The 24,371-nt window shown below is 63.4% G+C and carries 22 protein-coding genes and 1 pseudogene; 7 read left to right on the forward strand and 16 right to left on the reverse strand.

The genetic code is table 11. The features are described 5' to 3' along the window. Positions 1–54 precede the first annotated feature (54 nt). The 8 genes from A5782_RS26020 to A5782_RS07460 all read right to left on the reverse strand — a co-directional run bounded on the left by A5782_RS26020 (position 55) and on the right by A5782_RS07460 (position 4,883). A complete protein-coding gene (locus A5782_RS26020; RefSeq protein ID WP_156623838.1) occupies positions 55–225 on the reverse strand; it encodes a hypothetical protein in 171 nt (56 codons plus the stop codon). 112 nt (positions 226–337) lie between these two features. Continuing rightward, positions 338–1,771 carry an FAD-binding oxidoreductase gene (locus A5782_RS07435; protein WP_067097297.1) on the reverse strand — a complete coding sequence of 478 codons (1,434 nt, stop codon included), beginning with the start codon at positions 1,769–1,771 and terminating at the stop codon, positions 338–340. A 99-nt stretch (positions 1,772–1,870) separates the two neighbouring features. Further along, on the reverse strand, positions 1,871–2,611 hold the full coding sequence (locus tag A5782_RS07440) for an SDR family NAD(P)-dependent oxidoreductase (protein ID WP_067097300.1): 741 nt from the start codon (positions 2,609–2,611) through the stop codon (positions 1,871–1,873). 54 nt (positions 2,612–2,665) lie between these two features. After that, on the reverse strand, positions 2,666–2,950 hold the full coding sequence (locus A5782_RS27240) for a hypothetical protein (RefSeq protein WP_082942823.1): 285 nt from the start codon (positions 2,948–2,950) through the stop codon (positions 2,666–2,668). Between the two features lie 83 nt (positions 2,951–3,033). Beyond that, on the reverse strand, positions 3,034–3,507 hold the full coding sequence (locus tag A5782_RS07445; protein ID WP_067097303.1) for a GtrA family protein: 474 nt from the start codon (positions 3,505–3,507) through the stop codon (positions 3,034–3,036). Between the two features lie 191 nt (positions 3,508–3,698). Then, positions 3,699–3,863, reverse strand: coding sequence for a hypothetical protein (locus tag A5782_RS07450; RefSeq protein WP_231986618.1), 165 nt, complete (start codon positions 3,861–3,863; stop codon positions 3,699–3,701). Positions 3,864–4,100: 237 nt separating this feature from the next. Next, the gene (locus A5782_RS07455; RefSeq protein ID WP_067097306.1) at positions 4,101–4,421 is read right to left on the reverse strand and encodes a hypothetical protein; all 321 of its coding nucleotides are present in this window, start codon (positions 4,419–4,421) and stop codon (positions 4,101–4,103) included. Positions 4,422–4,457: 36 nt separating this feature from the next. Then, complete coding sequence (locus A5782_RS07460; protein ID WP_067097412.1) at positions 4,458–4,883, reverse strand: Hsp20/alpha crystallin family protein; 426 nt, start codon at positions 4,881–4,883, stop codon at positions 4,458–4,460. A gap of 352 nt (positions 4,884–5,235) precedes the next feature. Here A5782_RS07460 and A5782_RS07465 point away from each other — a divergent pair, with 352 nt between their 5' ends. Beyond that, positions 5,236–6,642, forward strand: coding sequence for a TIGR00366 family protein (locus A5782_RS07465; RefSeq protein ID WP_067097309.1), 1,407 nt, complete (start codon positions 5,236–5,238; stop codon positions 6,640–6,642). Between the two features lie 15 nt (positions 6,643–6,657). Then, positions 6,658–8,274: an allophanate hydrolase gene (locus A5782_RS07470; RefSeq protein WP_067097312.1), complete on the forward strand. Its 1,617-nt coding sequence runs from the start codon at positions 6,658–6,660 to the stop codon at positions 8,272–8,274. A 79-nt stretch (positions 8,275–8,353) separates the two neighbouring features. Here A5782_RS07470 and A5782_RS07475 read toward each other — a convergent pair whose 3' ends face one another. The 3 genes and pseudogenes from A5782_RS07475 to A5782_RS07480 form a co-directional block, all read right to left on the reverse strand. After that, positions 8,354–9,328, reverse strand: a complete 975-nt coding sequence (locus tag A5782_RS07475; RefSeq protein ID WP_067097315.1) for an RNA polymerase subunit sigma-70 — start codon at positions 9,326–9,328, stop codon at positions 8,354–8,356. Next, positions 9,325–9,492 (reverse strand): annotated as a pseudogene (locus A5782_RS27245) (DUF899 family protein); the annotation flags it as partial. The gene A5782_RS07475 and the pseudogene A5782_RS27245, both read right to left, overlap by 4 nt. 45 nt (positions 9,493–9,537) lie before the next feature. Continuing rightward, positions 9,538–9,870: a hypothetical protein gene (locus tag A5782_RS07480; RefSeq protein WP_156623839.1), complete on the reverse strand. Its 333-nt coding sequence runs from the start codon at positions 9,868–9,870 to the stop codon at positions 9,538–9,540. Between the two features lie 175 nt (positions 9,871–10,045). On the opposite strand from A5782_RS07480, the gene A5782_RS07485 reads away from it, so the two are divergent. After that, a complete protein-coding gene (locus A5782_RS07485; protein WP_067097321.1) occupies positions 10,046–10,468 on the forward strand; it encodes a TIGR03618 family F420-dependent PPOX class oxidoreductase in 423 nt (140 codons plus the stop codon). Positions 10,469–10,732: 264 nt separating this feature from the next. Here A5782_RS07485 and A5782_RS07490 read toward each other — a convergent pair whose 3' ends face one another. Beyond that, a complete protein-coding gene (locus A5782_RS07490; RefSeq protein ID WP_067097324.1) occupies positions 10,733–12,193 on the reverse strand; it encodes an NAD(P)/FAD-dependent oxidoreductase in 1,461 nt (486 codons plus the stop codon). 604 nt (positions 12,194–12,797) lie between these two features. Next, complete coding sequence (locus tag A5782_RS07495; RefSeq protein WP_067097327.1) at positions 12,798–14,921, reverse strand: MMPL family transporter; 2,124 nt, start codon at positions 14,919–14,921, stop codon at positions 12,798–12,800. Between the two features lie 180 nt (positions 14,922–15,101). Between A5782_RS07495 and A5782_RS07500 the strand changes: the two genes are divergently transcribed. The 4 genes from A5782_RS07500 to A5782_RS07515 all read left to right on the forward strand — a co-directional run bounded on the left by A5782_RS07500 (position 15,102) and on the right by A5782_RS07515 (position 21,424). Next, a complete protein-coding gene (locus A5782_RS07500; RefSeq protein ID WP_082942825.1) occupies positions 15,102–15,728 on the forward strand; it encodes a TetR/AcrR family transcriptional regulator in 627 nt (208 codons plus the stop codon). Between the two features lie 413 nt (positions 15,729–16,141). Beyond that, positions 16,142–17,383, forward strand: a complete 1,242-nt coding sequence (locus tag A5782_RS07505) for a CdaR family transcriptional regulator (RefSeq protein WP_067097329.1) — start codon at positions 16,142–16,144, stop codon at positions 17,381–17,383. Positions 17,384–17,518: 135 nt separating this feature from the next. Continuing rightward, positions 17,519–19,528: a fatty acid desaturase gene (locus tag A5782_RS07510; RefSeq protein ID WP_067097332.1), complete on the forward strand. Its 2,010-nt coding sequence runs from the start codon at positions 17,519–17,521 to the stop codon at positions 19,526–19,528. A gap of 375 nt (positions 19,529–19,903) precedes the next feature. Continuing rightward, positions 19,904–21,424 carry a molybdopterin-dependent oxidoreductase gene (locus A5782_RS07515; protein ID WP_156623840.1) on the forward strand — a complete coding sequence of 507 codons (1,521 nt, stop codon included), beginning with the start codon at positions 19,904–19,906 and terminating at the stop codon, positions 21,422–21,424. A gap of 4 nt (positions 21,425–21,428) precedes the next feature. Here the strand turns inward: A5782_RS07515 and A5782_RS07520 are convergent, their stop codons facing one another. From A5782_RS07520 to A5782_RS07530, 3 genes are all read right to left on the reverse strand, one after another. Continuing rightward, positions 21,429–21,629, reverse strand: coding sequence for a hypothetical protein (locus A5782_RS07520; RefSeq protein ID WP_067097338.1), 201 nt, complete (start codon positions 21,627–21,629; stop codon positions 21,429–21,431). A 734-nt stretch (positions 21,630–22,363) separates the two neighbouring features. After that, positions 22,364–23,155, reverse strand: a complete 792-nt coding sequence (locus A5782_RS07525) for a molecular chaperone Hsp31 (protein ID WP_067097418.1) — start codon at positions 23,153–23,155, stop codon at positions 22,364–22,366. Positions 23,156–23,245: 90 nt separating this feature from the next. Beyond that, entirely contained in the window at positions 23,246–24,316 is a 1,071-nt protein-coding gene (locus A5782_RS07530; RefSeq protein WP_082942826.1) for an NAD(P)-dependent alcohol dehydrogenase, read from the reverse strand. Positions 24,317–24,371 lie beyond the last annotated feature (55 nt).

Below are 24,371 nucleotides of genomic sequence, written 5' to 3' on the forward strand. Positions count from 1 at the left end.
TGCCCGCGGTTTTGAGCGTGAAATGAGTGGCCGTTCGAGAGCCGGGAGGGCCGCCTACGCCGCCGGGATAGTGACAGTCGACGCGATGGTCACCTCGGAGTACAGGTTCCCGCACGCATCGCAATCGACCTGATACTCGAGCTTGTCGTCATCCCGTTCGAGAAACCGGTATTGCGCCCACGCCATGCAGCGCGGGCACCGTGCACGACCGTGCTCGATTGCCATTGACCAAACCCCTTACTCGTCACAGACACACTGGAAGTACCCCGTGCCGAGCCGGGCTAACCATCGAGTGGTCCGGTGCCCGCGGGACCGGCGCCAGTGCCGTGTTCGGCGGCTAGTAATTCAGCCCCGAGAACATGACCCGGCCGGGATCGTACTTCTGCCGGACGGCGCTCAGCCGGGACAGGTTCGGTCCGAAGTAGCGCGAGGGCGACTGGTTGGCCTCGATGTAGTTCACGTAGCCGCCGACCGAATACTGTTGCACCGCCTGATGTGCCGTATTGAGCCAGTTGGTCGCGGCCGCGGGATCGCCCGTTTCCACATACCACTGCACCAGCGCTGACTGCCGGCGCCACGGAAACGCGGTGGCGCCCGGCGCCACCGTCGCGAGTGCGCCGTCCATGGCGTGCATGATGGCCAGCATCCGGCCGGCGCCGCGGGGAAAGGCGTTCACCGCCGAGGCGATCCCCTGTGCCACGCCCGCGTTGACGGTGGCAAAGACGTCGGAGCCGCCGACATACCCGAGCGGCGACGGGTTGAGGTTGCCGACGGCCAGATAATTCACCAGGTCCATGTAGTTGAAGGTGTGGTTCTCGGTGCCCGACGGTTGCAGTCCCACCGCTTGGGTGATCGCGGCCGCAGCGCTGTTACCCGACCCGGCGGGGCAGGTCGCCAGGATTCGGCAATGCATACCCATCGCGTCGACAGTGGCGTCCGCCAGTGCCCAGCTGTTGGGGTCGGCGGTGCGCAGCCAGTTCTGCCAACCGACGAGTACCTGCGCGAACGACTGCGGCGGGAAGTTGAGGTTGACGACGTCCACGTCCTTGGTGGGGAACGTGGCGAAGGTCAACGCGGTCGTCACACCGAAGTTGCCGCCACCGCCGCCGCGCAGTGCCCAGAACAAGTCGGGGTTGCTGCCGGCGGACGCGGTGACCGCCTGACCGCTGGGCAGCACCACCGACGCCGACGTCAGCTGGTCACAGAGCAGGCCGGCATGCCGGGACTGTGCTCCCATGCCGCCACCCAGCGCGTGGCCCGCGGCACCGACCGACGGACAGGTACCGGTTGGGATGCCCCGGCCGGCCGCGGCCAGAGTCCGGTGCATCGTGTACAGACTCGTGGCCGGCGTCACCGTGATCTGCCCCGTGGCGGCGTCGTAGTTGGCGTCCCCTGGCAGTTGGCGCAGGTCGAGCACCATGGTTCCGTTCGCGGTCGACGCGCCGATATAGGAGTGTCCACCGCTGCGCGGGGCCACCTTGAGGTTGTGGGCGGCCGCGAATGCCATCGCCTTCTGCACGTCGGCTGCCGACGTTGGGGTGACGACCGCCGCCGGCGTCAGCCCGTTGTAGTTCGTGTTGAAAACCTGTTTTGCTCCGGCGAATTGGGGGCTCTCCGGGAGCACCACCTTCCCGCCGAGGGCGGTGGACAGGCCCTCCCAGCCGGTAGGTCTCGGATCGGCGGCGACCCGGGGTGCGCCGAGGACGGCGCCGGTGGCTAACGCTCCGACGGCGCCGCGCAGGAACGTCTGCCGCGAGATTTCACGCGCCATCGTCGGACTCCCGCGATTGCGTCATGCCCCGAATTGTCAACCACAACAAGCGTGGTGCCGCCCGACGTGTCGGGCGGTGATTGAAACGTGCCTGAACCGTTACCCGGCGCCTTTGCCGTTGTCGACCCGGTAGACCGCGCCGTGGATGGCGGCCGCGGCGTCGCTGGCGAGGAAGGCGATCACGTTGGCGACATCGACGGGTTGCATCATGCCGCGCGGTGCGGCCGTGCGCATGATCAAGTCGTAGTTGGGATTGTCTGGCGCACTGAACTGTTCGATTTGCGGCGTGAGCATGCCGCCGGGGCATACCGCATTGACGCGCAAGCGATCCGCGGTGTACTCCACCGCCAATGCGCGGGTCAGGCCGATCAGGCCATGCTTGGCGGCGCAGTAACCGGCCGAATACGCCTGACCCTCGACGCCGGCGATGGAGCTGACGTTGACGATGTTTCCGCCGCGTTCGAGCAGATGAGGCAGTGCTGCCCTGCAGAGGTAGAACGGCCCGTTGAGGTTGACCGCGAGGTCGTCTTCCCAGTCCTCGTCGGTCATCGACTCGGTCCGACGCATCTGGTGTCGTCCCGCGACGTTGACGAGAACGTCGAGTCCACCGAAATCCCGGACGCACCGCTCAACCGCGTCTGCGCAGGCCTGCACGGAACCGATGTCCAGCGACGCAAATCCGCCCCGTTCGACACCGGCGAACACGTCGGCCAGGCGTCCGGTATCGCGGCCAACGCCGAAAACCGTTGCGCCTTGTCGGGAGAACAACTTTGCCGTTTCGGCGCCCAGGCCCGACGACGCTCCCGTCACCAACGCCACCTTGCCCTGCAGTGCAGTCATGCCAGTTCCCGTCCTTTTCAGTGACCGTCGATTCGGCGGAATACTGGATGCACCCTAGTAGGACCGCGACCGCACCGCGCCGCCGCGTAGAAGATGGAGTGGCGCAATTACTCTCAACCCATATCTGCCGGCCATGGCGGAGACGACACGCTCGGCCTGCAAGCGCCGCTGGATCCGGCGTGCGGTGATCATCGCGACCAGGTTGACGGCCTGCCTTCCCAGTGCGATCCGACTCGTTCGCTTCTTCCAGCTCGGCCGCGTTGAGCCCGCCCGCCGTCCTAAGTAGTAGCCGAGACACGTTGCTGTCGCGAGCGCGGCGACGACCGCGATTACCGTCACGTGTTGAGCGTCCTTCGTTGCCGTCGCGGGAAGGTCACGCGCGGGCTACACCTCGGCTACCAAGTGCGGGAACGGCCCACAGGTCAGCGCCGGAACACCACCCACCTCATGGCGCTGTACATGTAGACGGCTTCGCACATGCCCGCCGCCAGTCGCGAAAGCTGATATTGCACTCCCATGGCCGCCAGCGCGGTGGTCACTCCCAGGATGAAAGCCAAGTAGTTGACTACAACCACCACGACATAGACGACGACCTGCGGTCCCACCGGCGCGTGGGACCGGAAATTGAAAATCCGATTGAGGACATAGCTGAACGTGAACGGGCACACGTAAGCAACCGTGACGGCGATCGGCACCGCGAGGCCGATCCCGCTGCGCAAGCCGGTGAGGATCATCAGATCAACGCCGAAGGTGACGCCGTTGATCACACAAAAGCCGACGAACGTCGGTGCGACGAAGGCGCCGAGCCCGAATGGCAACCGGCCGGCGAACGCCTCACACCAGTTATGGAAACGGTCGACCAGGCGCGATTCCTCGGCCCAGGGTTCCGCTCGCACACGAATACGGTGACATGGCCAGGTATCCGCCACGTGATCAGTTGGCCAACTTCGGCGAACGCGGAGTATGTCGCTTTGTCCTCATCGCCGTGGACCTAAGCCCTACGATTTCGGTTGTGGACGAGATGCCCCACTAGACAGCATTGGGCATTCCAGGTATCAGTCGATGTCGAAATGGCCCGACGTAGCGGTCAGGACATCGCGGTCTCCACAACATGGGGGTATTCGTCGTCGGGCAGCGGCACCGACTGTTGCTGTTCTGCCCAGTCGACTGGATCGGCCTCTACCGGCAGCAGGTCGCGCAGCGCACCCGAGTAGTTGCGCGTAGGGCGGTTAAGGATGGCTTGTTCGATCACGGCTACCCTCCCATCGTCTAGCGATAAACCTGGATTTGCAGCATCTTTCAGTTTCGAGGACACCATAGCGGTTGAAGTGAGGGCGGGCCGCCCGCCCCGGAAACGAGGTGCCTGGCTGTGGCAGTGGCCTGTCCTCATCCGCAGAAGGACTGAGGTAGTGCCCACGATATCGCCGGCCGGCGGACTGGCCCGGTCATCCTCGTTGTAATGCCATCACCTGCCTTCCCAAATTGTGTGTCACCGGTTGGTCGCGATGTTGGTCCGCGGAGGGCCGCGCTGCACCGCGCGCACATCGGGCGCAGGCGCATTCCAGTGCTGCGCGGGTAGCTTCCAAGACCGACCCGGCGACCGGGGCCCGAGCAGGGCGCACCCGGTCACGGGCGGCGCCGGTGGCCGACGAAGCAGGGTCGCGGCCGCGTCGCACAAGATGGCGTCGACCTCGGCAATCAGCACGAACAACTCTTGGTCAGCGTCCAGCGGAAGCGCTTCCTGCTTGTCTGCTGGACGCTCAGTGACCACGCAGGGCGCCGGCGGTGCCCCGGTGCTGCCGTGCGTCATGACTAACCCGCGTTCTGTCAGCATCAAACCGGCCGATCACGCGCTGATGGCGGTCTGCTGCCTATTCCCACCGCGGTTGACCGCGATCTTGCGCGGCTTTGCCTTCTCGGCCACCGGAATACGCAATCGCAATACCCCCGCGTCATAGGACGCATCGATTTGCTCGGTGTCCAGATTGTCGCCGAGCACCAACTGTCGGCTGAACACCCCACGCGTCCGTTCGGTGGCGAGCATCTCCCGGCCTGAATTGACATCCGGGCGTTCGGCGCGCACCGTCACCACGTTGCGTTCGATATCCAGATCCAGCGACTGCTCATTGATGCCCGGCAAATCGAATTCGACGACGAACTGGTCGCCGTCGCGCCAGGCATCCATTGGCATCACCGCAGGACGCGCCGCGGTACCTAACACCTGCTGAGTGAAGCGATCGAGGTCACGAAATGGATCGCTACGCACCAACATGGCCGTCACCTCCAACACTCCCATCATCTGCCTGTAGCCATCAATTATCTATGCCGTTCGGCATAGTTTTTATATAGCTCGGCTGCCCTGCCTTGGCAAGCCCGAGATGGGATATTTTTCGCTACCCGACAACCTCCCGGTTGGACACGGTCGATAGCAGGCGGCCTGGGACGAACTGTCCGTGCAGAACTGCGCCGTGTCATGGTGGCCGCGGCACGTGTTGAGTACCGGTGGTTGTCGTCGTTTGCGGGTCCGCTTGCATTCACCTGCCCGCAAACTGTTTGGAGTTACCTGAAGCAGGTTTCGAGAAGTCAACGTGATCACGGCGCGCGCGAAGAGATAAAGGAAACCAATGACCACGAGCGAGGATCGACAGGCCGACCGGCGCGGCTTCATCCAGCGCCTGACCACACTGTGTGTCCGTTATGTCGAACGCCTCATGCCCGACCCCTATCTGTTCGCCGTCATCCTCACCATCGTCGTGGTGGCGCTCGTCGCACTGCTCGTCCGGGATGCGACGCCCGCCGGTGTTCTCAAGGCGTGGTACGGCGGAGTGTGGGGGGCGCAGAACATCTACACCTTCGCGTTCCAGATGGTCCTCGTCCTTGTGACCGGCTACACCCTGGCCGAGGCGCCCGTCCTGAAGCGGGCCATCGTTCACATCGCGAGCAAGCCGACGAACCAGGTGCAGGGAGCCCTACTGTGTTTCGGCGTCAGCACCGTTTTTTCCCTCTTGAACTGGGGACTGGGTCTGGTCGCGGGCGCGCTGGTCGCACGTCAGATCGCAAAACGGCTGGAGGGGGCGCATTTCGGGTACCTCATCGCCACCGGGTTCATGGGTTACATCGTGTGGACACAGGGACTGTCGTCGTCGATCGCGCTTGCCAACACCGATACGACCAGCCCTATCAACGTGATTCACAAGATGACCGGCATGACCGTGCCGTTGACGAAGACGGTTTTCCAGCCCTACAACTGGGTCGCCGTGATTGCGGTGGTCGCCTTGCTCTCCGTCGCGATCTGGCGCATGGCGCCCAACCAAAGCCTCGAGCCCGACCCGGCCGTTTTCGAGGAGGAGCCGGAACCCGTCAAGCCGGACGGCAAGCGGACCGCTGCCGAGTGGCTGGAAGACCTGTGGATTCTCAACGTCCTTGTTTTTGCCGCGGGCATAACGTATTTCGCGTTGAGCGGCTTTGCGCTGAATATCTCGTCGATGATCATGTTGTTCACCATCACGAGCGCCTTGCTGCACGGCACGCCGATCCGCTTCATCCGCGCTTTTTCCAACGCCGCGAAGGTGTCGGGTCCCTTGCTGTTGCAGTATCCGCTGTACGGCGGGATCGTTGGCCTATTGGGCTACCTGCCAACCGGATCGGGCAAGGCGCTGCAGACGGTGCTCGCGGAGGCGTTGGTGCGGGGCGCGGATCAATACACGTTGCCGTTCTTCACTTTCATCGGGTCGGTCCTGATCTCGTTGTTCGTGCCTTCCGGTGGCGGACATTGGGCCGTGCAGGGACCTATCGCCGTCGGCTCGGCGGTGGCGGTCGGCCAGCACTCGGCGACTTACCTCGGGCTGATGTCGATGTCGGTCGCGATCGGGGAGGGAGTCGCGAACATGATTCAGCCGTTCTGGCTGTTGCCGGTGCTGGCGATCGCCAAGCTGAATGTGCGCCAGGTTATGGGCTTCACGGTCATCGCCTTCCTCATCGGGTTCGGGGTCGCCGGCGCTGCTGTGCTCATTGCGCCCCACGTGCTTTGAGATCGGGCAAGTCAAATGAGCCCCCGCTTACCGACCGCGCGCGTAGCCGCCGCGTACCGCCGCATCGCCGAAGTCGACCGGCCCGAAGTTTGGATCACGTTGCGTGAACAGGCTGACGTGCTCGTCGACGCCGGCGCGGTCGAGCGACGGCTCGCCGCGGGAGAGAGCCTGCCACTGGCGGGAATGCTGGTTGCCGTCAAGGACAACATCGACGTCGCGGGGCTTCCGACCACCGCAGGCTGCCCGGAGTTCGCCTACGCACCAACGGCTTCTGCCAGCGTCGTGGACCGCCTCTGCGGCGCCGGCGCGGTCGTGCTCGGCAAGACGAACCTCGACCAGTTCGGCACCGGCCTGGTTGGCACGCGCACTCCCTATGGCGCCGTGCGTAATTCGCTTTATCCGCACCTGGTCGCCGGAGGCTCCAGTTCCGGCTCCGCCGTGGCCGTCGCTCTGGGCATCGCCGACATCGGCATCGGTACCGACACTGCAGGATCGGTTCGGGTCCCGGCCGCGCTCAACGGAATCGTTGGAATCAAGCCCACACTCGGGATCATCCCCACCCATGGAGTGGTCCCCGCCTGCGCCGACTTCGACGCAGTCTCGGTGCTCGCAGCCGACCTCGACACGGCCGTCGCCGCGGTGGCTGTGATGGCCGGGCCTGATTCCCGCGACCCCCGCAGCCGTAGCTGGCCCGCCGATGTTCGCCTCAGCGCACCCACCGCACCCAGGGTCGCGATTCCCGAAGCCGCCAACCTCGCCCCGCTCAGTGATGCCTACCGACGTGCGTTCCAGGAGACTGTGGCGCTGGCCGCCGATGCCGGATTGAGGGTCGAACCGGTCGATATCGGCGTTCTGTTGGACGCAGCCCTGCTGCTCTACGACGGCGCTTTCGTCGCCGAACGATACGCCGCGGTGGGCGAATTCCTGGACACCGCACCCGCGGGCGCGGACCCTGTCGTAGCGACGATCATCGCCGCGGGCCGGGCGATCACCGGCCCTGCGTTCGCCGCCGATCTGGACGCGCTGGTGCGCGCACGAGCCGATGCCGCCGTCGTGCTCGAGGGTTTCGACGCGCTGTTGCTCCCGACCACCACCGAACACCCGTCATTGGCCGAGATACAGGCCGATCCCTATTCGATCAACCGCCGCCTGGGCACGTACACCAATTTCGCCAACCTGCTCGACATGGCCGCGGTTGCCGTGCCGGGGGTCCCGACGGAGACCGGCACCCCATTCGGGGTGACGGTCGTCGTGCGCACTTTCGGTGACCAAATCGCAGTGGACATCGCGGCCCGACTGAGCGACACAACGTCCCCGCTCTTCGTCGAAACCGGTTGCGAGCTAGCGGTATTCGGCGCGTACCGGCGCGGTCAGCCGTTGCACTGGCATCTCGAACAAGTCGGCGCCCGCTACGCCCACGACGTCAAGACGGTTGGCGACCCTCGGTTCGCGTCGGTCGACAACCCGGCTGCCCGCATCGACGGGGAATTGTTCCGCGTCTCCGAAGCCGGCCTCGGCCGCCTTCTGGTGTCCCTGCCGGACGCTGTGGCCCTGGCCGGCGTCGAACTCGAGAAAGGCCGCACCGTCATCGGTTTGAAACCACCGATCGCCGACGCGGGCCGCACCAGCTGAGCCGGCGCGGGTTCCGTCGTAGGGCACGCGATGGCACACGTGATAGGGCCCGCTGCAGCAGCTCCGGTAATCACGCTGATTAAGGCAACAGCACGTGGGGCAGGTCGAAGCGTCGCAGCGTGGCGATGTCCATGAAGGCCACGACTCGACCGATACCCTCCGGCGCGACAGTGAGCACATGTAGGGCGTGCAGGCGATGCTGTCCGTCCGCGGTCGCCGGGTAGAGCGCCACCGCGGGTTGCCCGTTGGCCGAGGTGCGTAGGACCCGGGTGCTGCCGAAGGCACGCATGCGAGGTCCGAGGAAGACCCCGATCGCGGCGCCGCTCAAAAACCACGTGATGAAGGGCGGCATTTCAAATAGTGCGTCCTCGGTCAAAACCGCGACCAGTTCGTCGACGTCGGCGTGCTGAAATGCGGACACATACCGGTCGAGCAGTTCGCGCTGCCGCTGTTCGGACGGCGGCACCAGTGCGTCGCTGTCCGCGGGCAGGCGAGCACGAGCGCGCTGTAACGCGCTGTTGACCGCAGCCACGCTCAGATCGAGCAGCGTCGCGACTTCGGCTGCGGACCAAGCCAATACGTCCCGCAGAATCAGCACCGCCCGCTGCTGCGGGGGAAGAAGCTGTAAGGCGGCCACGAAAGCCAGCCGCATGGTGTCGCGCGCGGCGACCACCGTGCCGGGGTCAGTCGTGGTGGCGGTCAGCAGCGAATCGGGTGCGGGCTGCAACCACGTCACTTCCGAATCACCGGCCATTGGGCGCGCGGTGGGGTCGGCGGCCGGAGCATGCAGGTCCGACGGCAGCGGGCGGCGCTTGCTGCGCTCGAGGGCTTTGACGAACGCCCGGCTGGCAATCGCATACAGCCAGGTGCGCAACGACGATCGCCCTTCGAATCGGTCGTAGGCCCGCCATGCATCCAAATAAACGTCCTGCACGACTTCCTCGGCGTCGTCGACCGAGCCGAGCATGCGGTAGCCGTAGGCGATCAGCTCGTGACGAAACGGCTCGGCGAGCCGCGCGAAGTCCTCTCCCCCACGATCAGTGGTGGTGCTCATGACGATCCGGTGCCCCGTATGTGTCGTGCCATGGCGATTCGTTGTAGCGCTGCCGGCCCCGGGGTGAGGTCGAGGAGCCGGTAGGTGCTCAGCATGACATCTGCGCCGACACCGTAGGTCGAATAGGCGCGAAAGACTTTGCCATCCTCCTGGACGAAGACGTTGACGCCCTGTTCGGTCGGAACCGTTGGGTGGCCGCCGGTCGAAACTCATCGCTGTGGCCGGCGCAACGTCGCACCGGGCGCCCGACCGTGATAGGAACCGATCAAGACGGCACGGGTCACGACAGGTTTTGTGGCCAAGCGGTGAGCGAGTTCACGATGGAATTCGCGATGGGCGGCGCAGTCCGCGAACGGATCGACGGTGCCGTCGAACGCGACGACATGCACGAATCCGAGCCCGTCGTCAGACATCAACACCTGATACTGGCCTCCGCCAGGATCCCGGGCAGCCAGTTCGATCAGCACGTCCTCAATGAGCGCGCGGTTACGTTGCGCGCCTTCTTGGGTCGTGAAGTACTGCACCACTGCAGCTCTGCGCACCGCAGTCACCTCCCACGAATACAGAGGCCGGATGATCACCAAACTCATCGCGCCCCGCGTGATACCTCGTTGCGCAATCCGCGATGAGTTTCCGTCACTCACCGCCTCCATATCGACGACGACTCGTACAGCGAGCCGCAATCAGCAGGAACCGCGCTAGAAGCCAGGAGCAGTCATGAAACTCGACGACAACGCACGCCAACTCATCAGTTCCAACCCCGCAACGCTGGTCACGATCAATCGCGACGGCAGCCCGCAAGTGAGCCTGGTCTGGATGGTGGTGCAGAGCACCGCCGACGGCGATGACGAGTTGGTAATCGCCCATCTGGAGGAGCATCTGAAGGTTCGGAACATCCGGCGTGATCCTCACGTGGCGGTGACCATCGTGTCCAAAGACCGCAGCGTGCTGCAGACTCCTTATTTATCGATTAAGGGCACGGCACGCATCGAGGAGGGCGGGGCGCCCGAGCTGCTGAGCGAGACTGCCACGGCGATCCTCGGACCGGGCACCGGTTTTCCGCCGCCCGGATCACCGCCCGGATACCTGACGCGCATCACGATCGAGAAGGTCGGCGGCGTGGGTCCATGGGCATCCTGACGGCAGCGCCTCGGTGTCAGCTGCCCGTCTGCTACTCGTCGGCTCTGGCTGCTGCTGAAGATCAACAAGACCCGGGCTACTCGGCGTGTAGGTTCTCATTCCTTCGTGTCAAGTTTCGACGGTCTGACGTGGGTTAATGCAAATCGTCTCACGTCGCGTCATCTGGAATTTGTCTCGCTCGTGTCATTTTTTTGAGTGGTCAACTGGGGGAACCGCGCGGGCAATGTGGAATACAGAAGTTCGGCGCTACCAGCGAGTTGCTACTCACCGCCTGTTGAGGCGGGTTGTGATGGTGCGGTAGGACCGTGGATTGATCGGAAGGACCCATTGTGAAGTGCGGGTGAGCGGTCCGATGTTGACGCCAAGGTCTGTCAGCATCTCATCGACGTTGTGGATGTTGAATCCCGCGATCACGGTGCCGTGCGCGTGATGGCCGCCGGTCCGCTGGTGCAGCCAGGCCAGTCGTGAGTCGATGTGGGCATCGCGTTCGGCTGGTGTGGGCAGATCGAGACGACCGGCGAGCAGGCTCGCGGTCCACAACGCACCTATCTCGGCGCCGAGTGCACTAAGCATCGAGGAGTTGTAGCCAGCGAACGTCACTGCCTTGACCGTTGACGGGAGGATCTGCCGATACAACCGGAAGTTGCCGTGCTCGTCGGTGAGTTGTTGCTGCACGACCTTGTCGAAGAACGGGACGTGCTGACGAAAGCCGGTAGCACACAGGACAATATCTGCGTATTCCCGGAGGCCGGTCGACAGTTCTACGGCCGGGCCGTCCACGAGTCGGGTGATCTCGGTGTCGCGGTGCATGACGATCTGGCCGGCGGCGACCTTTTCGTAGAAGCCTTCAGTGACCAGGCCGGCTGTGCTCTGGGCGATGTCCTCGAACGGCCCGTCGGGCACGAGCCCGAGCTCTCGCAATCGCAGCTGCCGGGTGACCAGCGCCTGAATTAAATCGAAGGCCGCGTCCCGGAGCCGCCGGCCGCGACCGTTGTAGAACCGTTCGAACCAGTTAGGCTCGAGGTAATCGAAACCGGCCTCACCGAATCTGGTCAACGCGAGGGCCTCAAAGTCGCCGAGCCAACGCACCCGGCGCGGGATTTTCCATAACAGTCGGCGCGCCAGAACCGTCGTGGATGCGGCGACATCGCTGACTGCCTCGGCGACATCGCATGCCGACTTGCCGTAGCCGACGACGATGACGTGCTTGCCGTGCGCCTCGCGCAGGTCAAGGAACTCCGAGGTATGACACACCCGGCCACCCGCAGCGCCGAAGGCGTCAGTGCCCGGATAGCGGGGCACCATGGGGCTGCTGAACACGCCGTTAGCAATCACAAGGTGATCACAGTGCACAGTCTCGGCGCGATGGCGCTCGCGGTGATGCACCCGTAGCGACCAGCCACGCCTAACTTGCTGGGCTGCAATAACTTCCGTGTTTAATTTGATCCGGTTACCGAAACCGAAGTACTCGACATAGTTCTGCAGGTAGGCCTGCATCTGCGCGCCGCTGGGCACACGCGGATAGCTAGCCGGCATCGGCAACTGCGAAAAGCGATAGATGCGTTTACTGTTCTGAGTGCGCAGTCCGGGGTATCGACGCGTTGCGCTCCACACCCCGCCGACATCAGGCGCTTGGTCGAATACGTCCACGTCATGGCCAGCGTCACGCAGCACCTTCGCATTGGCCAGGCCAGCGATCCCCGCCCCAACTATCGCAACCCGCACCCAGACAGCCTGTCAAACCGGACCGTCTGTTTCCAGAAAAACTAGATAGCGTCCCACTATCTATGCCCCCGGGTGCCTGTACCCATGGCGGGACCGCGCCACCGCCGCCTGAAACATCAGGCCTATCGCGAGCTAACAATGCGAGAGTTATGTCTCGAATTATTCTGTGCGACACCGTCGTCGGTCGTATGGACGAGTCTTCGTGCGGTTGCTGAAATCGCCGTCAGCTTTCAGCATGTTCCAGATGCCTTGCATCTGACAGATGATGACGCCGTCGTTGCTGGCCGATTATTCGCCGTTGCGGGCAGACTGGCCCGCAAGAAGGGCATTGCCGACACCGGGTTTCGCTATCGGCAACACGGGCCCAGATGCGGATCAGACGGCCTTCCACTTCCACTTGCACTGTATTGGAGGACGCAAACTGGGTAACGAATGCTGAGGCGCCGTTGCCCTCACGGGTAACGCACTGCGCTCGTTGCCCAGTTGATTACGGAGCCAATCTGGCCCTACGAGAATCGAGCGCCAAGACCGAGGTCCGCGGGCTTGTAGTCGCAGAATCACGGTCGGCGGACTGCTAGCAGCTGCGTCTTGCGTCCGCTGCCCCTCACATAGTGACGGAGTCAGACTGTCGTCGGCGGACAGCTTTTCGAGAAATTCGATCATGCAGAGCCAGAAGGGGTTTCGGTGCCCACCAGTTGATCCCGCCGAGCAGGGTCATCAGCGAGGGGACCAGCACGGCCCGGACCAGGGTGGCGTCGAGGAGGACGGCCAGGGCTGCCCCGAGACCGAGTTCTTTGACGAATACCAGGCGAGAGAGCAGCAATGCGCACATCGACAGACACAGCAGGGCCGCCGCTGAGGTCACGATTCGGCCGGTGTGCTCGATGCCGGTCGCGACCGCTTGACGGTTGTCTTGACCGAGGTCGTGGGATTCTTTGATGCGTCCAAGCAGGAAAACGCCGTAGTCGGTGGACAAGCCGAACGCCACGGCGGCGAGCACGATCGGCGCGGTGGAGTCGAGCGCACCTTGCCCGCTGGCGCCTAGCAGACCAGCGAGATGGCCGTCCTGGAAGATGAACGCGACGCTGCCCAGGGCGGCACCGAGAGATAACGCGTTCATGATGACAGCCTTGGCGGGCAACACGATTGATCTGGTCATGGCGAAAAGAACCATCACCGTAGCGGCCACCAGTATCACCCCGGCGAGGGGCAGGTGCTGGCGCAGACTGGTATTGAGCGCCAGCGCGTCGGCGGTCGGTCCGGTCAGCCGCACCTGATGCGGGAGACGCAGGTGCTCGATGCGATCGATGGTGTCACGTGAGGTGCTGGAGATCGGTTGGCCGGTAAGGGTAATGGGAATCAGCCAGCGTGTGCGATCGAGTATCTGCGGTTGGCCGACTGCCGCCACACCGGTAACCGTCCTAAGCGTGTTCGCGACCGTCGTGATGCTGGCCTGGGCCGCAGGAGGAGCGTCGATCACCAGTTGTTCCTGGTCGCTGATCGGGGCGGGAAAATCGCGGCTCATCACCTGGGCGACCTGCCCGGCGGAGACGTTGGCGGGCAGCGTGTCTGCGGTCAGCACGCTGGTAAACCGCACGCCAAGCAGTGGGGACGCCAGCACCAGCAACGCACCCGCCGCGAGGGCGGCAGAGACCGCAGGTCGGCGCATGACTGCCGAGGCAATCTGTCGCCACCGCGCCGCACTCGGATCCTCGCCGCCGCGCTGGGCCCGCCGCTGCCAGCGTGACGGGGCGAGAGACTCGATCCGTACGCCCAGGAGCGCCAATAACGCGGGCAGGATCACCCATGCAAATACCAGCGCCGAGGCGGTAACCAAGATGCCGGCAACGCCTATTGAGTGCAGCACCTCCTGCGGGAAGACCAGCAACCCCAGAAGCGCCGAAGCGATTGTCAACCCGGAGAACAGCACCGTGCGTCCGGAGGTGTTCATCGTGGCGTGGAGTGCTGCATTCTCATCACCGGTGTCGGCGAGATGTTCGCGGTAGCGCGAGATGATCAGCAGGCTGAAGTCAATCGATAGGCCTAGCCCCAGGGCGAACACCAGATTCAGTCCATAAACCGACATGACGGTGAACTCGACAAGGATGCGCAGGACAAGTAGCGCAAGCAACACCGACACCGCACCGCCGACCAACGCGACACCGGCGGCGACGACACCTCGGAACACGATAATCAGCAACAAAAACAGCAGCGGGAAAACGATCAGCTCCGCGAAAGTCAGGTCACGTACGACCACATCGGCACCTTGAACGTTGGCGACCGTGGGTCCGCCTACCAGCACGTGGCCGGCTAGCAGCGGTTCGTCGTTGATCTGCCGCTCCAGCTCGGGGACCAGCTGTTTCTCCGCGATCGGCCCGACTCTGCCCAGAATCACGGTCTGGTGGCCGTCTCGTGCAATGAGCGCGGGATTGTTGGTGGAGTGGTAATCGACGACCTGCCGTACCTCGCTGCGATGGTGGAGCAAGTCGAGCGCGGCCCGCACTTCTGGCGGCGGGGCTAGGGTCGGATCGATCGCCTGGTCGGTGCGCACCAGCAAGACATAGCCTTGGTGGTAATCGATTCCGGTGCTCTGTTCGATCAACTGCCGTGCGTGGACGTTGCCTGCGGCCGGATCGTCCCAATCCGCCCACCCGCTGGTCAACCGCGCGTGCAGACCCAGGCTGACCATGGCGGCCGTGACCACCAAGACACCGGCAACAAGCAGCACGATCCGCCGTCGGCGGACCACCCAACATGTCCATCCAGGACCCCGCGCGGGCTGCTTGGGAATGGGTTTGTCACCAAACATCCGAGAGTTCCCTGCTTCGAGGCATCACCTGCATACCGTTGTACTTCCACCGACTGATAGTCGGTAAACGTCTTTTAGTTTTTCAGTAGCATCACGACTGTGACCGACGACGTCAAGCGCGGCAGACGTCAGATGTATGCCGAACTCACTCGAGCGGCGGTGCTCGAGGCCGCCAAGACGTTGTTTATCGCCGGCGGCTTCGAAGCGACCTCGATCGACGACATCGCCCGGCTAGCGCAGTCCAGCAAGGGGGCGGTGTATCACCACTTCCGGGACAAGCGCGACATCTTCACCGAGGTCTATCGAGCCAGTCAACACGCAATCGTGGCCAAGGTCATCGACTCAATGACCAACCAACCCGGGCAACAGGAGCCGTGGGAGCGGGTCGAGGCCGGGACCCATCTATTTCTGCGCAGCTACGTCGACGACAACGACGCCCGGGCTCTGCTTGCGCAGGTGATGGGTGTCCTGGGCTGGGACGGGGTGCGGGCACTCGACGAAGAAATCGCGTTGCCTTTCTTGCGAGCCACCCTGCAAGACTTCGTGACCAAGGGGTACGCGCGCGCTGTCCCGATCGATGCCACCGTCGAAATCTTCTTCAGCGTCTTCTGCAACGCCATCTTGTACATCGCTGCCGCCGCTGACCCCGACACAGCATCGCAGGAGGTCGAGAAAGTAATCGCGATAGCCTTGGAGGGGCTCAAAACTGCCGCCACCCGGGTCTGAAATCTGATGCAGCAGCAGTAGCCGCAGTACCCCTTCCTGGCGTCCGACGACAACACGTTCGTCATGCTGCGTCACCAGCGGGCCATCGGATCGGTAATGCCGCAGCAGTACAGCCACCCGCCGCTCAAGAGGAACAGCAGGCCTGATGGCGCTTCTACATTCTGTAATCTGCTGTCCGCTGGATGCGGCCAGATCGCCTGACATGGCGAAGTTCGGCACGAGCGGCTGGCGGATTATCGTGCTGGACGAGAACGGGGAGTGGGTAGTCGGCGAGCGAGATGCCGACTGGCCACCAGGGCGGCGGTGCCCCACCTTTCGCGAGACATGTTGCAGCGGAGTGGGCCTCTCGCATAGCTGCCCGAGCCTCGCGCGTACTACGACCAGCGCCGAGCGGTCGACGTTAGTGTGCAGATATGGACGCGCTCGAGCCTGCTCACGGCGTGGTCGCTGGGCCGGGGATCGCTGCGTCTCTGCTGGCGAATGTGTCCAGCCTGGCCGACGACATGCTGAGGTATTTGGTCGAGCGGATACCGGAGGTCGCCGAGGATGCCGAGCTTCGCGGCCTGACCTTGGGATCGTGCTCGTCGAATCTCGAGGCAGCACTTTCGATGTTCCGTCATGGGATTGACGTCGCTGCTGCGGAGGCGCCGGTAACCGCGCTCGAACACGCGCGCGCGATGGCATCGCGGGGGCACAGCGTCGATGTGATGCTGCGGTTCTATCGGTTGGGTCATGAGTACTTCACCGAGACGCTTTCCGACTCTCTCACTGACTGGATCGAGGACCCTACTGTCGCGCTGAGGACGTTTATCGATCTCGAGCGGTTCGGGTTTAGATACATCGACCGCATCTCGAGTCTGGTGGCCGCCGAGTATGTCGCTGAGCTCGACCGGCGCCAGAACCAGGCAAGAGCTGAGCGCGACGACGTCGTGCGGGCGCTGCTCGCTGGCGAACGTGTCGACCTCGCCCGCGCCGAACGTGTGCTCAGCCACCGGCTCACCGGTGGGCAGATCGGTTTCGTGTGCTGGGTCGACGACCGCGGCGTCGACCTTGAGGGACTCGCTAGGCGGGTGGGTAGGTTTCTCGGAGCGGGTCACTCACTCGTCGTGGCGGATGGCCCACTCGCGGTGTGGGGTTGGGCGTCGATCACGGGGGACGTGAGGACTTCGCTCACTGGCATGGCGACGGAGTTTCCCGGCGAAGTCGAAAACGTGCACATTGCGGTGGGCTCGCCCCATCCGGGGGCTGCAGGCTTTCGCACCTCTCACCTCGAGGCTCTACGCACTCGCCGGGTCATTGAACTGTCTGGGCGCGCGGCGCCATCGATTACCGAGTTCAGCGAGGTTGCGTTGGTGGATGTCATCTCGCGGGACCTGGACGGGGCGAGAGCCTTCGTTGCCGCTCAGCTCGGCGATCTCGCGCGAGACGACGCCAAAGAGCGCGGTGAACGTGCCGCACTCCTGGCTGTTCTCGACGCGCAAGGGAGTCTGACGACCGCAGCACGCACCCTGGGAATCCACAAGAACACGGTCCTGCAGAGGGTGCGTCGCGCCGAAGAGCGCAGGGGCAGGCCCGCAACGATCAAGATCGCTGAGCTGCACGCCGCCCTGCACGTGTGCGACGTGCTGGGGGCCTCGGTGTTGCTCGAGTCATAGCCTTACTTACTGCAGCCCGAGCGCGCCGGGATGTGCTCGCAGCACACCGGAGGGGGCTGGGAGGGCCTTGTTGGTCGATACCGTCCATTTGTACGTTTCGAGTCATCTCATCCCGAAGCGTGAAGGCGGAGTCCGATGTCGACGACGACTCAACATTCCCAACCCCTAGCAACGGCCGCGCTGCAACCCCTGCCTGACCCAGGCGAGCAGGTTCCTAAGCTGTCCTGGCCGATAGTCGGCATCTTCACGTGTGCGCTCGCGGTCTTCGGCGCGTCAACCTGGGCTGCCCTCACCGCCGCTTTGCCTTCGATCGCCACCATCGCCGCGAGCTCCGCAGCAATCTTCGTCCTGTTCACCGTGTTGCACGACGCCTCGCATTACTCGATCAGCTCACGTCGCTGGATCAACGTCGCCTTCGGTCGCGCGGCAATGTTCTTCGTCTCGCCTCTGATCTCATTCAAGTCGTTCGCGTTCATCCATATCGAACACCATCGCAACACCAATGACGGTGGGTCCGATCCCGATCACTTCGTCAGCGCCGCACCCTGGTGGCAGCTGCCCATCCGTTTTCCAGCGATGGACCTGCCATACATCAGTTTCTTGGTACGTAATCTCCGAAAGCGCCCGCGCGCCGAGGTTCTCGAAACGGCGACCTTGATGGCCTTCTCGGTGACCGTGATCGTGGCGTGCGCCTTCACCGGACATCTGTGGATGCTCGCGGTGATCTACCTGATTCCCGAGCGGCTGGCGATGTTCGTGCTTGCGTGGTGGTTCGACTGGCTACCCCACCACAACCTGGAAGACACACAACGCGAGAACCGCTATCGCGCGACCCGCAACCGCGTCGGCTCAGAGTGGATCCTGACTCCCCTACTCTTGTCCCAGAACTATCACCTGGTCCACCACTTACATCCCTCCATCCCCTTCTACCGCTACGTCGCGGCCTGGCGACGAAATGAGACCGCCTACCTCGAGCGCGAGTCGGCAATAAGCACCGTCTTCGGCCAGCAGCTCGACGCCGCGCAGTACCGCGAGTGGAAACGCCTCAACGGCAAACTAGCTGCACTGCTCCCAGTCCGAATGCCCCGTTCCTCCGCGGCAAGCCACGCCAGCACCCACCCGATCCCGGTCAAAAGCGTCGAGCCCCTGACACCAGACAGCGTCAAGGTCACTTTCGACGTTCCCGATCACCTCAGCGACCAGTTCCAATTCCAGGCGGGCCAACACCTGACCGTTCAACACCGCATCGACGGACAGCAGGTGCGACGAAACTACTCGATCTGCGCCTCGGCCACATCGGCAGAACTGGCGATCGCAGTACGACACATCGCCGGCGGAACGTTCTCAACCTTCGCTGTCGAAACACTGCGAGCCGGTGACGTACTGGACCTGATGACGCCCACAGGTAGCTTCGGCGCACCCCTTGATCCACTCGCTCGTCGCGACTATGTCGCAGTTGCGGCCGGGAGCGGCATCACGCCTGTCCTGTCGATCATGCGCACCACGATGGAGATCGAGACCGAGAGCCGCTTCACCCTCTTCTACGGCAACCGAACAGCAGACTCGACCATGTTCGCCACCGAACTCGATGAGCTCGAATTTCGATACGCAGACCGGTTACGCATCTTCCACATCCGCTCAGCCGAGGCATACCACCCCGCCTCTCTTCGCGGCCGCATCGACCTGGCGATGGTTCAACGGCTGCTCGCCAGCGACCTCACGTCGATCGACCGGTGGTACCTATGCGGCCCAAGCGATCTCGTCACGACGTTTCGCGACAACCTCGCATCCGAAGGAGTCCCGGCCGAGCGGATACACCTCGAACTGTTCCGCGGCATGAACCGACCCACACAGGTCGATGGCTACCCGGAGTCCGAAGTGACCATCACCCTGTCCGGCGCGGATCACACCGTCGAAATCGCCGCAGGTGAGACCATCCTCGAATCCGCGCTGAAAAACAACATCGACGCACCGTATGCCTGTCTTGGCGGCGCGTGCGGCACGTGCAAAGCCAGGATCACAACGGGGGCAGTATCGATGGAGCAAAATTTTGCACTCAACACAGCCGAGATCGACGCCGGCTTCATACTCACCTGTCAATCTCATCCCACCACCCCAACCGTCGCAGTCGATTACGACAGCTGAGCCAACACATGCCCGAGCTCCGCAAGAAGCCTGCACTCGCCTACCGGCGTTAGGCATGTTAATGCGTTGGAGGAATCATGAGCTCCGATTACGCGGCTTCTCGCTGAGGCCCCCCGGCTGATCGGCGCCAAGGATCGCGGAGCCTAATTTCTGCGTCACGAAGATGGGAATTCCGCCATCTTGGATGGGAACCTACAGCTGTGTAGGTCCTCAAAGTCGTTGGCGGATACCGGTGTTTCTCTCTGCACGTTCGCAGAATTCTCCTCGAATGGCGAACGAACTTTTATCACCTTTTGTGGCGGATCCGGGACCCGCAGTCGTTGAGGGGGCGCGAGTACAGTAGCTCCGATGGCTTTCGCCCCGTCCAATGAACGGATGATCGCCGGGATCGCCGCCGCGTCCGTTTCGCTCGGGCTAGCCCAGGTGGTGGGCATCCCGTTCGGTGCGCGGGCCGATGCGCGTGCCGCGATCGGTTCAGCGGCTGTGGACCTGACACCGGGACCCATCAAAGAGTGGGCGATTCAGACCCTGGGCTCTCTGGACAAACTGTTCGTGGCCGTCGTCGTGCTGGTGGCAATCGCTACGATCGCCGCAATCGCCGGGACCCTCGAGACTCGGCGCCGCCCGCTCGGCAGCGTTGTCATCGGCTCGGCGGGCGTGCTCGCGTGCATTGCTGTGCTGTCGCGGCAGGGTGCGACCGCACTCGACACCATCCCCACCGTGGCGGGCGCCGCCTGTGGGGTGGCGACCCTACGCTTGCTCACGCGTCGGTTTTGGCCGGGCCCGGAAAACCCGGAAAACGTAGCTGAGCGCGACGAGCCGGATGCCAACAGACGCAGGTTGGTCATGTTCGGATTGCTCGGATTCGGAATAGTGACTGGCGTGGCGGGTGCGGTCATCACACGGCTGGTGCATTCAGTGGCCGCCGACCGCAACACCTTCACGCTTCCCCGACCGCGCACAACGGCGCCACCAATACCTGCTGATGTGCAACCGAAAGGGGTTGCGCTTCCGAGCTTTGTCACCGCCGGCGCCGACTTTTACCGGGTGGACACCGCGCTCATTGTGCCCCAACTCAGTCACGCCGACTGGCGCCTGCGTATCCATGGCATGGTGGAGCACGAAGCCACCTATAGCTTCGACGAGCTCGCCCACTTCGACGTCGTCGAAACGGTGACGACGCTAACCTGCGTATCGAATCCCGTTGGGGGCGACTTGATTTCGACGGGCGTCTGGACCGGCTACCGGGTGGCTGATCTGCTCGCGGCGACCGGTGTGCGCGCGGATGCCGATATGGTGCTCTCGACGTCTATCGATGGGTTCACCGCCGGCACGCCGGTGCAGGCACTCACCGATGGCCGCGACGCGCTCCTGGCCGTCGGCCTCAACGGACAGCCGCTGCCGATCGAGCATGGCTACCCGGCCCGGCTGGTCGTACCCGGGCTCTACGGGTACGTGTCGGCCACCAAGTGGGTCGTCGAGATGGAGCTGACCCGCTTCGACAGAGCAGAGGCGTACTGGACGCGGCAGGGCTGGGCATCGCGCGCACCCATCAAGACGGAGTCGCGGATCGACGTGCCAAAAGGTGGCCAGAAGGTCCCGATGGGACCCGTGGTGTTTGGCGGTGTCGCATGGGCGCAGAATCGTGGCGTGCGGGCCGTTGAGGTCCTCATTGACGACGGCGCGTGGCAGGCCGCTGAACAGGGGGCGAGCTATTCCAACCAGACGTGGCGATTGTGGAGCTTCCCCTGGCAGGCGAAAAGCCCTGGGAAGCACACCATCACCGTGCGCGCCACCGACAACACCGGAGCCGTCCAAACGGCAAATCAGGTCGGTACCGTCCCAGACGGCGCCACCGGCTGGCACACGGTGGACTTCACCGTGGCGAAGACATGAAGCATTATTTCGACGAGAGTTTCCGCCAACTGAATACCGCAACCGCGATGCCGATCAGCACTGTGATCGGACCAATGATGGACCAGGTCGTGGTGTTGCTCATCGGGCTACCACCAAGCACTCCGAATCCCTGGAGTGCCCAGATCAGACCGAACAGCGCGATGATCAACCCGACCGCGAACGTAACGATGAAACCCCTTCTCATACAGGGATGCTAGCGCCGGGGACGCAATGTCATGCCTCTTCCCAGCAGACTGTGCGGAGCGGCTGATTCCAAGGCCTGTGACTGGTAGCTATGAGTTTCGTGGAGGAAATGGCGCTTCCGCAAGAACTGCGGCTGTAGGTTCTCATTTCGCGTGTCATCTCGCGATTGGCTGACCTGCTGCGATCGAAGTCGTCTCACATGATGTCATCTGGCGTTTGTCTCAAACTGGTGTCATTTATTCAGATGGCCAACCGAGGGTCCGACCAGCATTTCCGACCGGCCCTCCCCACGAACTACGACTTCCGTCACCGTGACAGCGCGGCGGCCGATAATCAACGCTTGCCACCGCATGTGGGCCTCGAAGGCCTGGGCGCCTGGCAAGCGATCGATACGCCAAGCGTATGCTGTGATTCCAAACTAGCTGTGCGCCAGGGCATTACGCGTCCTCGTTGCAGCGATGCCTTCTAACCGACCTAGACCGCTCCATAGGCGTGATAAAGCCTAGCGTGGCGGCGCTGTTGAGATCACAAGATCCGCTGCTGCTGGAAGCATTCGGATGTCGTATGTAATAACCGCACGCAATGAATCGCCGGCTCGCTGTGCCCGGTGGATCGCGTCTAGGTGGTCGATCGGTCGAGGCGCACTTTACTGTAACAATGCTTCACATATGCGTGATTAGTCGAGCCGCAGTGACCCGGTTGAGAAGGGCGGGTCGCCGACGCGGTGCTGCACTGCTAGGCGGTGTAGGCCGCTGCGGCCGGATCGTCCGCCGGTCGAGCGTGGCGCGCTTGTGCGTGGGACAGCGCGTCGAATGCTTTTAGAGCCCGTTCGGCCGCACTGCGGGCGCTTGCCGGATTGGCTCCGGTGATGACCCGTCCGGCAGTGATGGAGTAGTCATCAAAGGGATGGATGGGCGAGCTGTAGTCTGCTCCCGCATTGCTGACTGCTTCCACGACGGGCGCGACTTTATCGGAAGTCAGCTTGTCCCAGACGTTCAGCACGATCTCGCCCTCAATGGTGAAGCCGGTCACCGTTTTCCCCTTGATGATTGACTTGCCGGTGCTGGTGTCAATCACCCCGGGCAGCAGTACCGGTCCATGGCATACGGCTGCGACGATTCCTCCTCGCGCCCAGACGTTCTGGGCGGCTGCCTGGAGCCCTCGGGCGGTCGGATAGTCGTAAAGAGCGGCATGACCGGCGGAGCCAAAGAATAACCCGTACTCTTCGCTTTTCAGGTCGGCTGCCTTCTTTAGCTGCGAATTCAGTTTTACGTTGAACGGGTGGTTGGGGTTCTCGAAGACTGCCTTGTCGTCGCCGGCCAGAAATCGGTCGGTGAGCGAAAGATCGTCCAGCCCGTATGTGCCTGTTTCAGTGGCAAGGTCCACTTCGAATCCGGCTTTCGTCAACACCTCAAACGGGTGCAGGGCCTCGGTGAAAAAGAGGCCGGTCTTCGTGCCGTCGGGATAAATGACGCCGTGGTAGCTGCTGATAGCGATCAGTGCCTTGCGAGGGATGGTCACGGTCATGGTGTACTCCTTCATGTGTTGTGGTTGAGCGCATCTCTGTACTCGTTGGTGTGCTATCCGCTGACACGGCAGCCGATTACCGCACGCCCATCAGTCGTAGACGATCACCGCACGCCCGACCACGTCACCGCGGGCCAGCGCTTCTAGGTTGTCGTTGATGTCTTCGAGTTTGACCGGCACGATGGTGTGCTTGATCAATCCCTCGTCGGCCAGCGCTAGCACCTCGGTCAGGTCATTGTGGTTTCCCCAGAACGATCCGAAGTAGGACTTTTCTCCGCTGACGAAGGGGAACAACGGAAGCTGGGCGCGCTGGCCGATCAGACCTACGGAGGTGAGCGCCCCTTCCGCACCCAGGATCGAAAATCCGAGTGCTAGCGATTCTTCGGCGCCGGCGCAGTCCAACACCGCGTCCACGTCGCGGCGTCCGGTGAGCTCCTCGAGTTGGTCCTGCACGGCGGCGGCTGTCTTGTCGCGGGTATTGACGGTGTGGTGGGCACCGTTTTCCTTTGCTAGGGCCAGCTTTTCGTCGCTGCGCGCGAATGCCACCACCGTGGCTCCCCCGCCGAGCAGCCTGGCGTACTGCACCGCGTAGCTACCGAGGCCGCCGATGCCGTTGACCACCACGGTGCGGTCGGCCCCGAGCTTGCCGGCGGCCTGCAGTTTCTTCATCCCGCGGTACGGAGTGAGTCCTGCATCGGTCAGCGGGGCCAATGTCTCGGGTTTGCGATCCGGCCAGTCAGGCACGGCAATGACGTGGCGGTGCGGCACCGCCATGTATTCGGCGAAGCCACCGGGGGGTCCGAATCCCACGAGCTGGCCGTTGCTGCACAGCTGCTCGTTGCCTTCATGGCATTGACGGCATGATCCGTCCCCCCAGTTGGGGTCGACCACGACCAGCCCACCTTCCTCCAGGCCGGCTGATCGAGGCACATCGGTACCGACTGCTGCGATCGTGCCCGCGACCTCGTGGCCTGGTGTGATGGGGAACGACACCGGAAGACCTTCTTGGAAGTAGCCGTCGACAAGTTGAAAGTCGCTGCGGCACATGCCAGCTGCTGCAACCTTGATCAACACCTCGTTGGAACCGATGTCGGGGACCGCTAGTTCCTCGATCCGCAGTGGTTCCTTATACCCGTGCATCCGTGCCGCCCGCATCCGCATGATCGCTCCTTGGTTGCTGTGAAGAAGTCGCTCGATCAAGCCAACCCCATCGCCG

The organism is Mycobacterium sp. 852002-40037_SCH5390672, from assembly GCF_001665875.1.
Lineage (GTDB): Bacteria > Actinomycetota > Actinomycetes > Mycobacteriales > Mycobacteriaceae > Mycobacterium.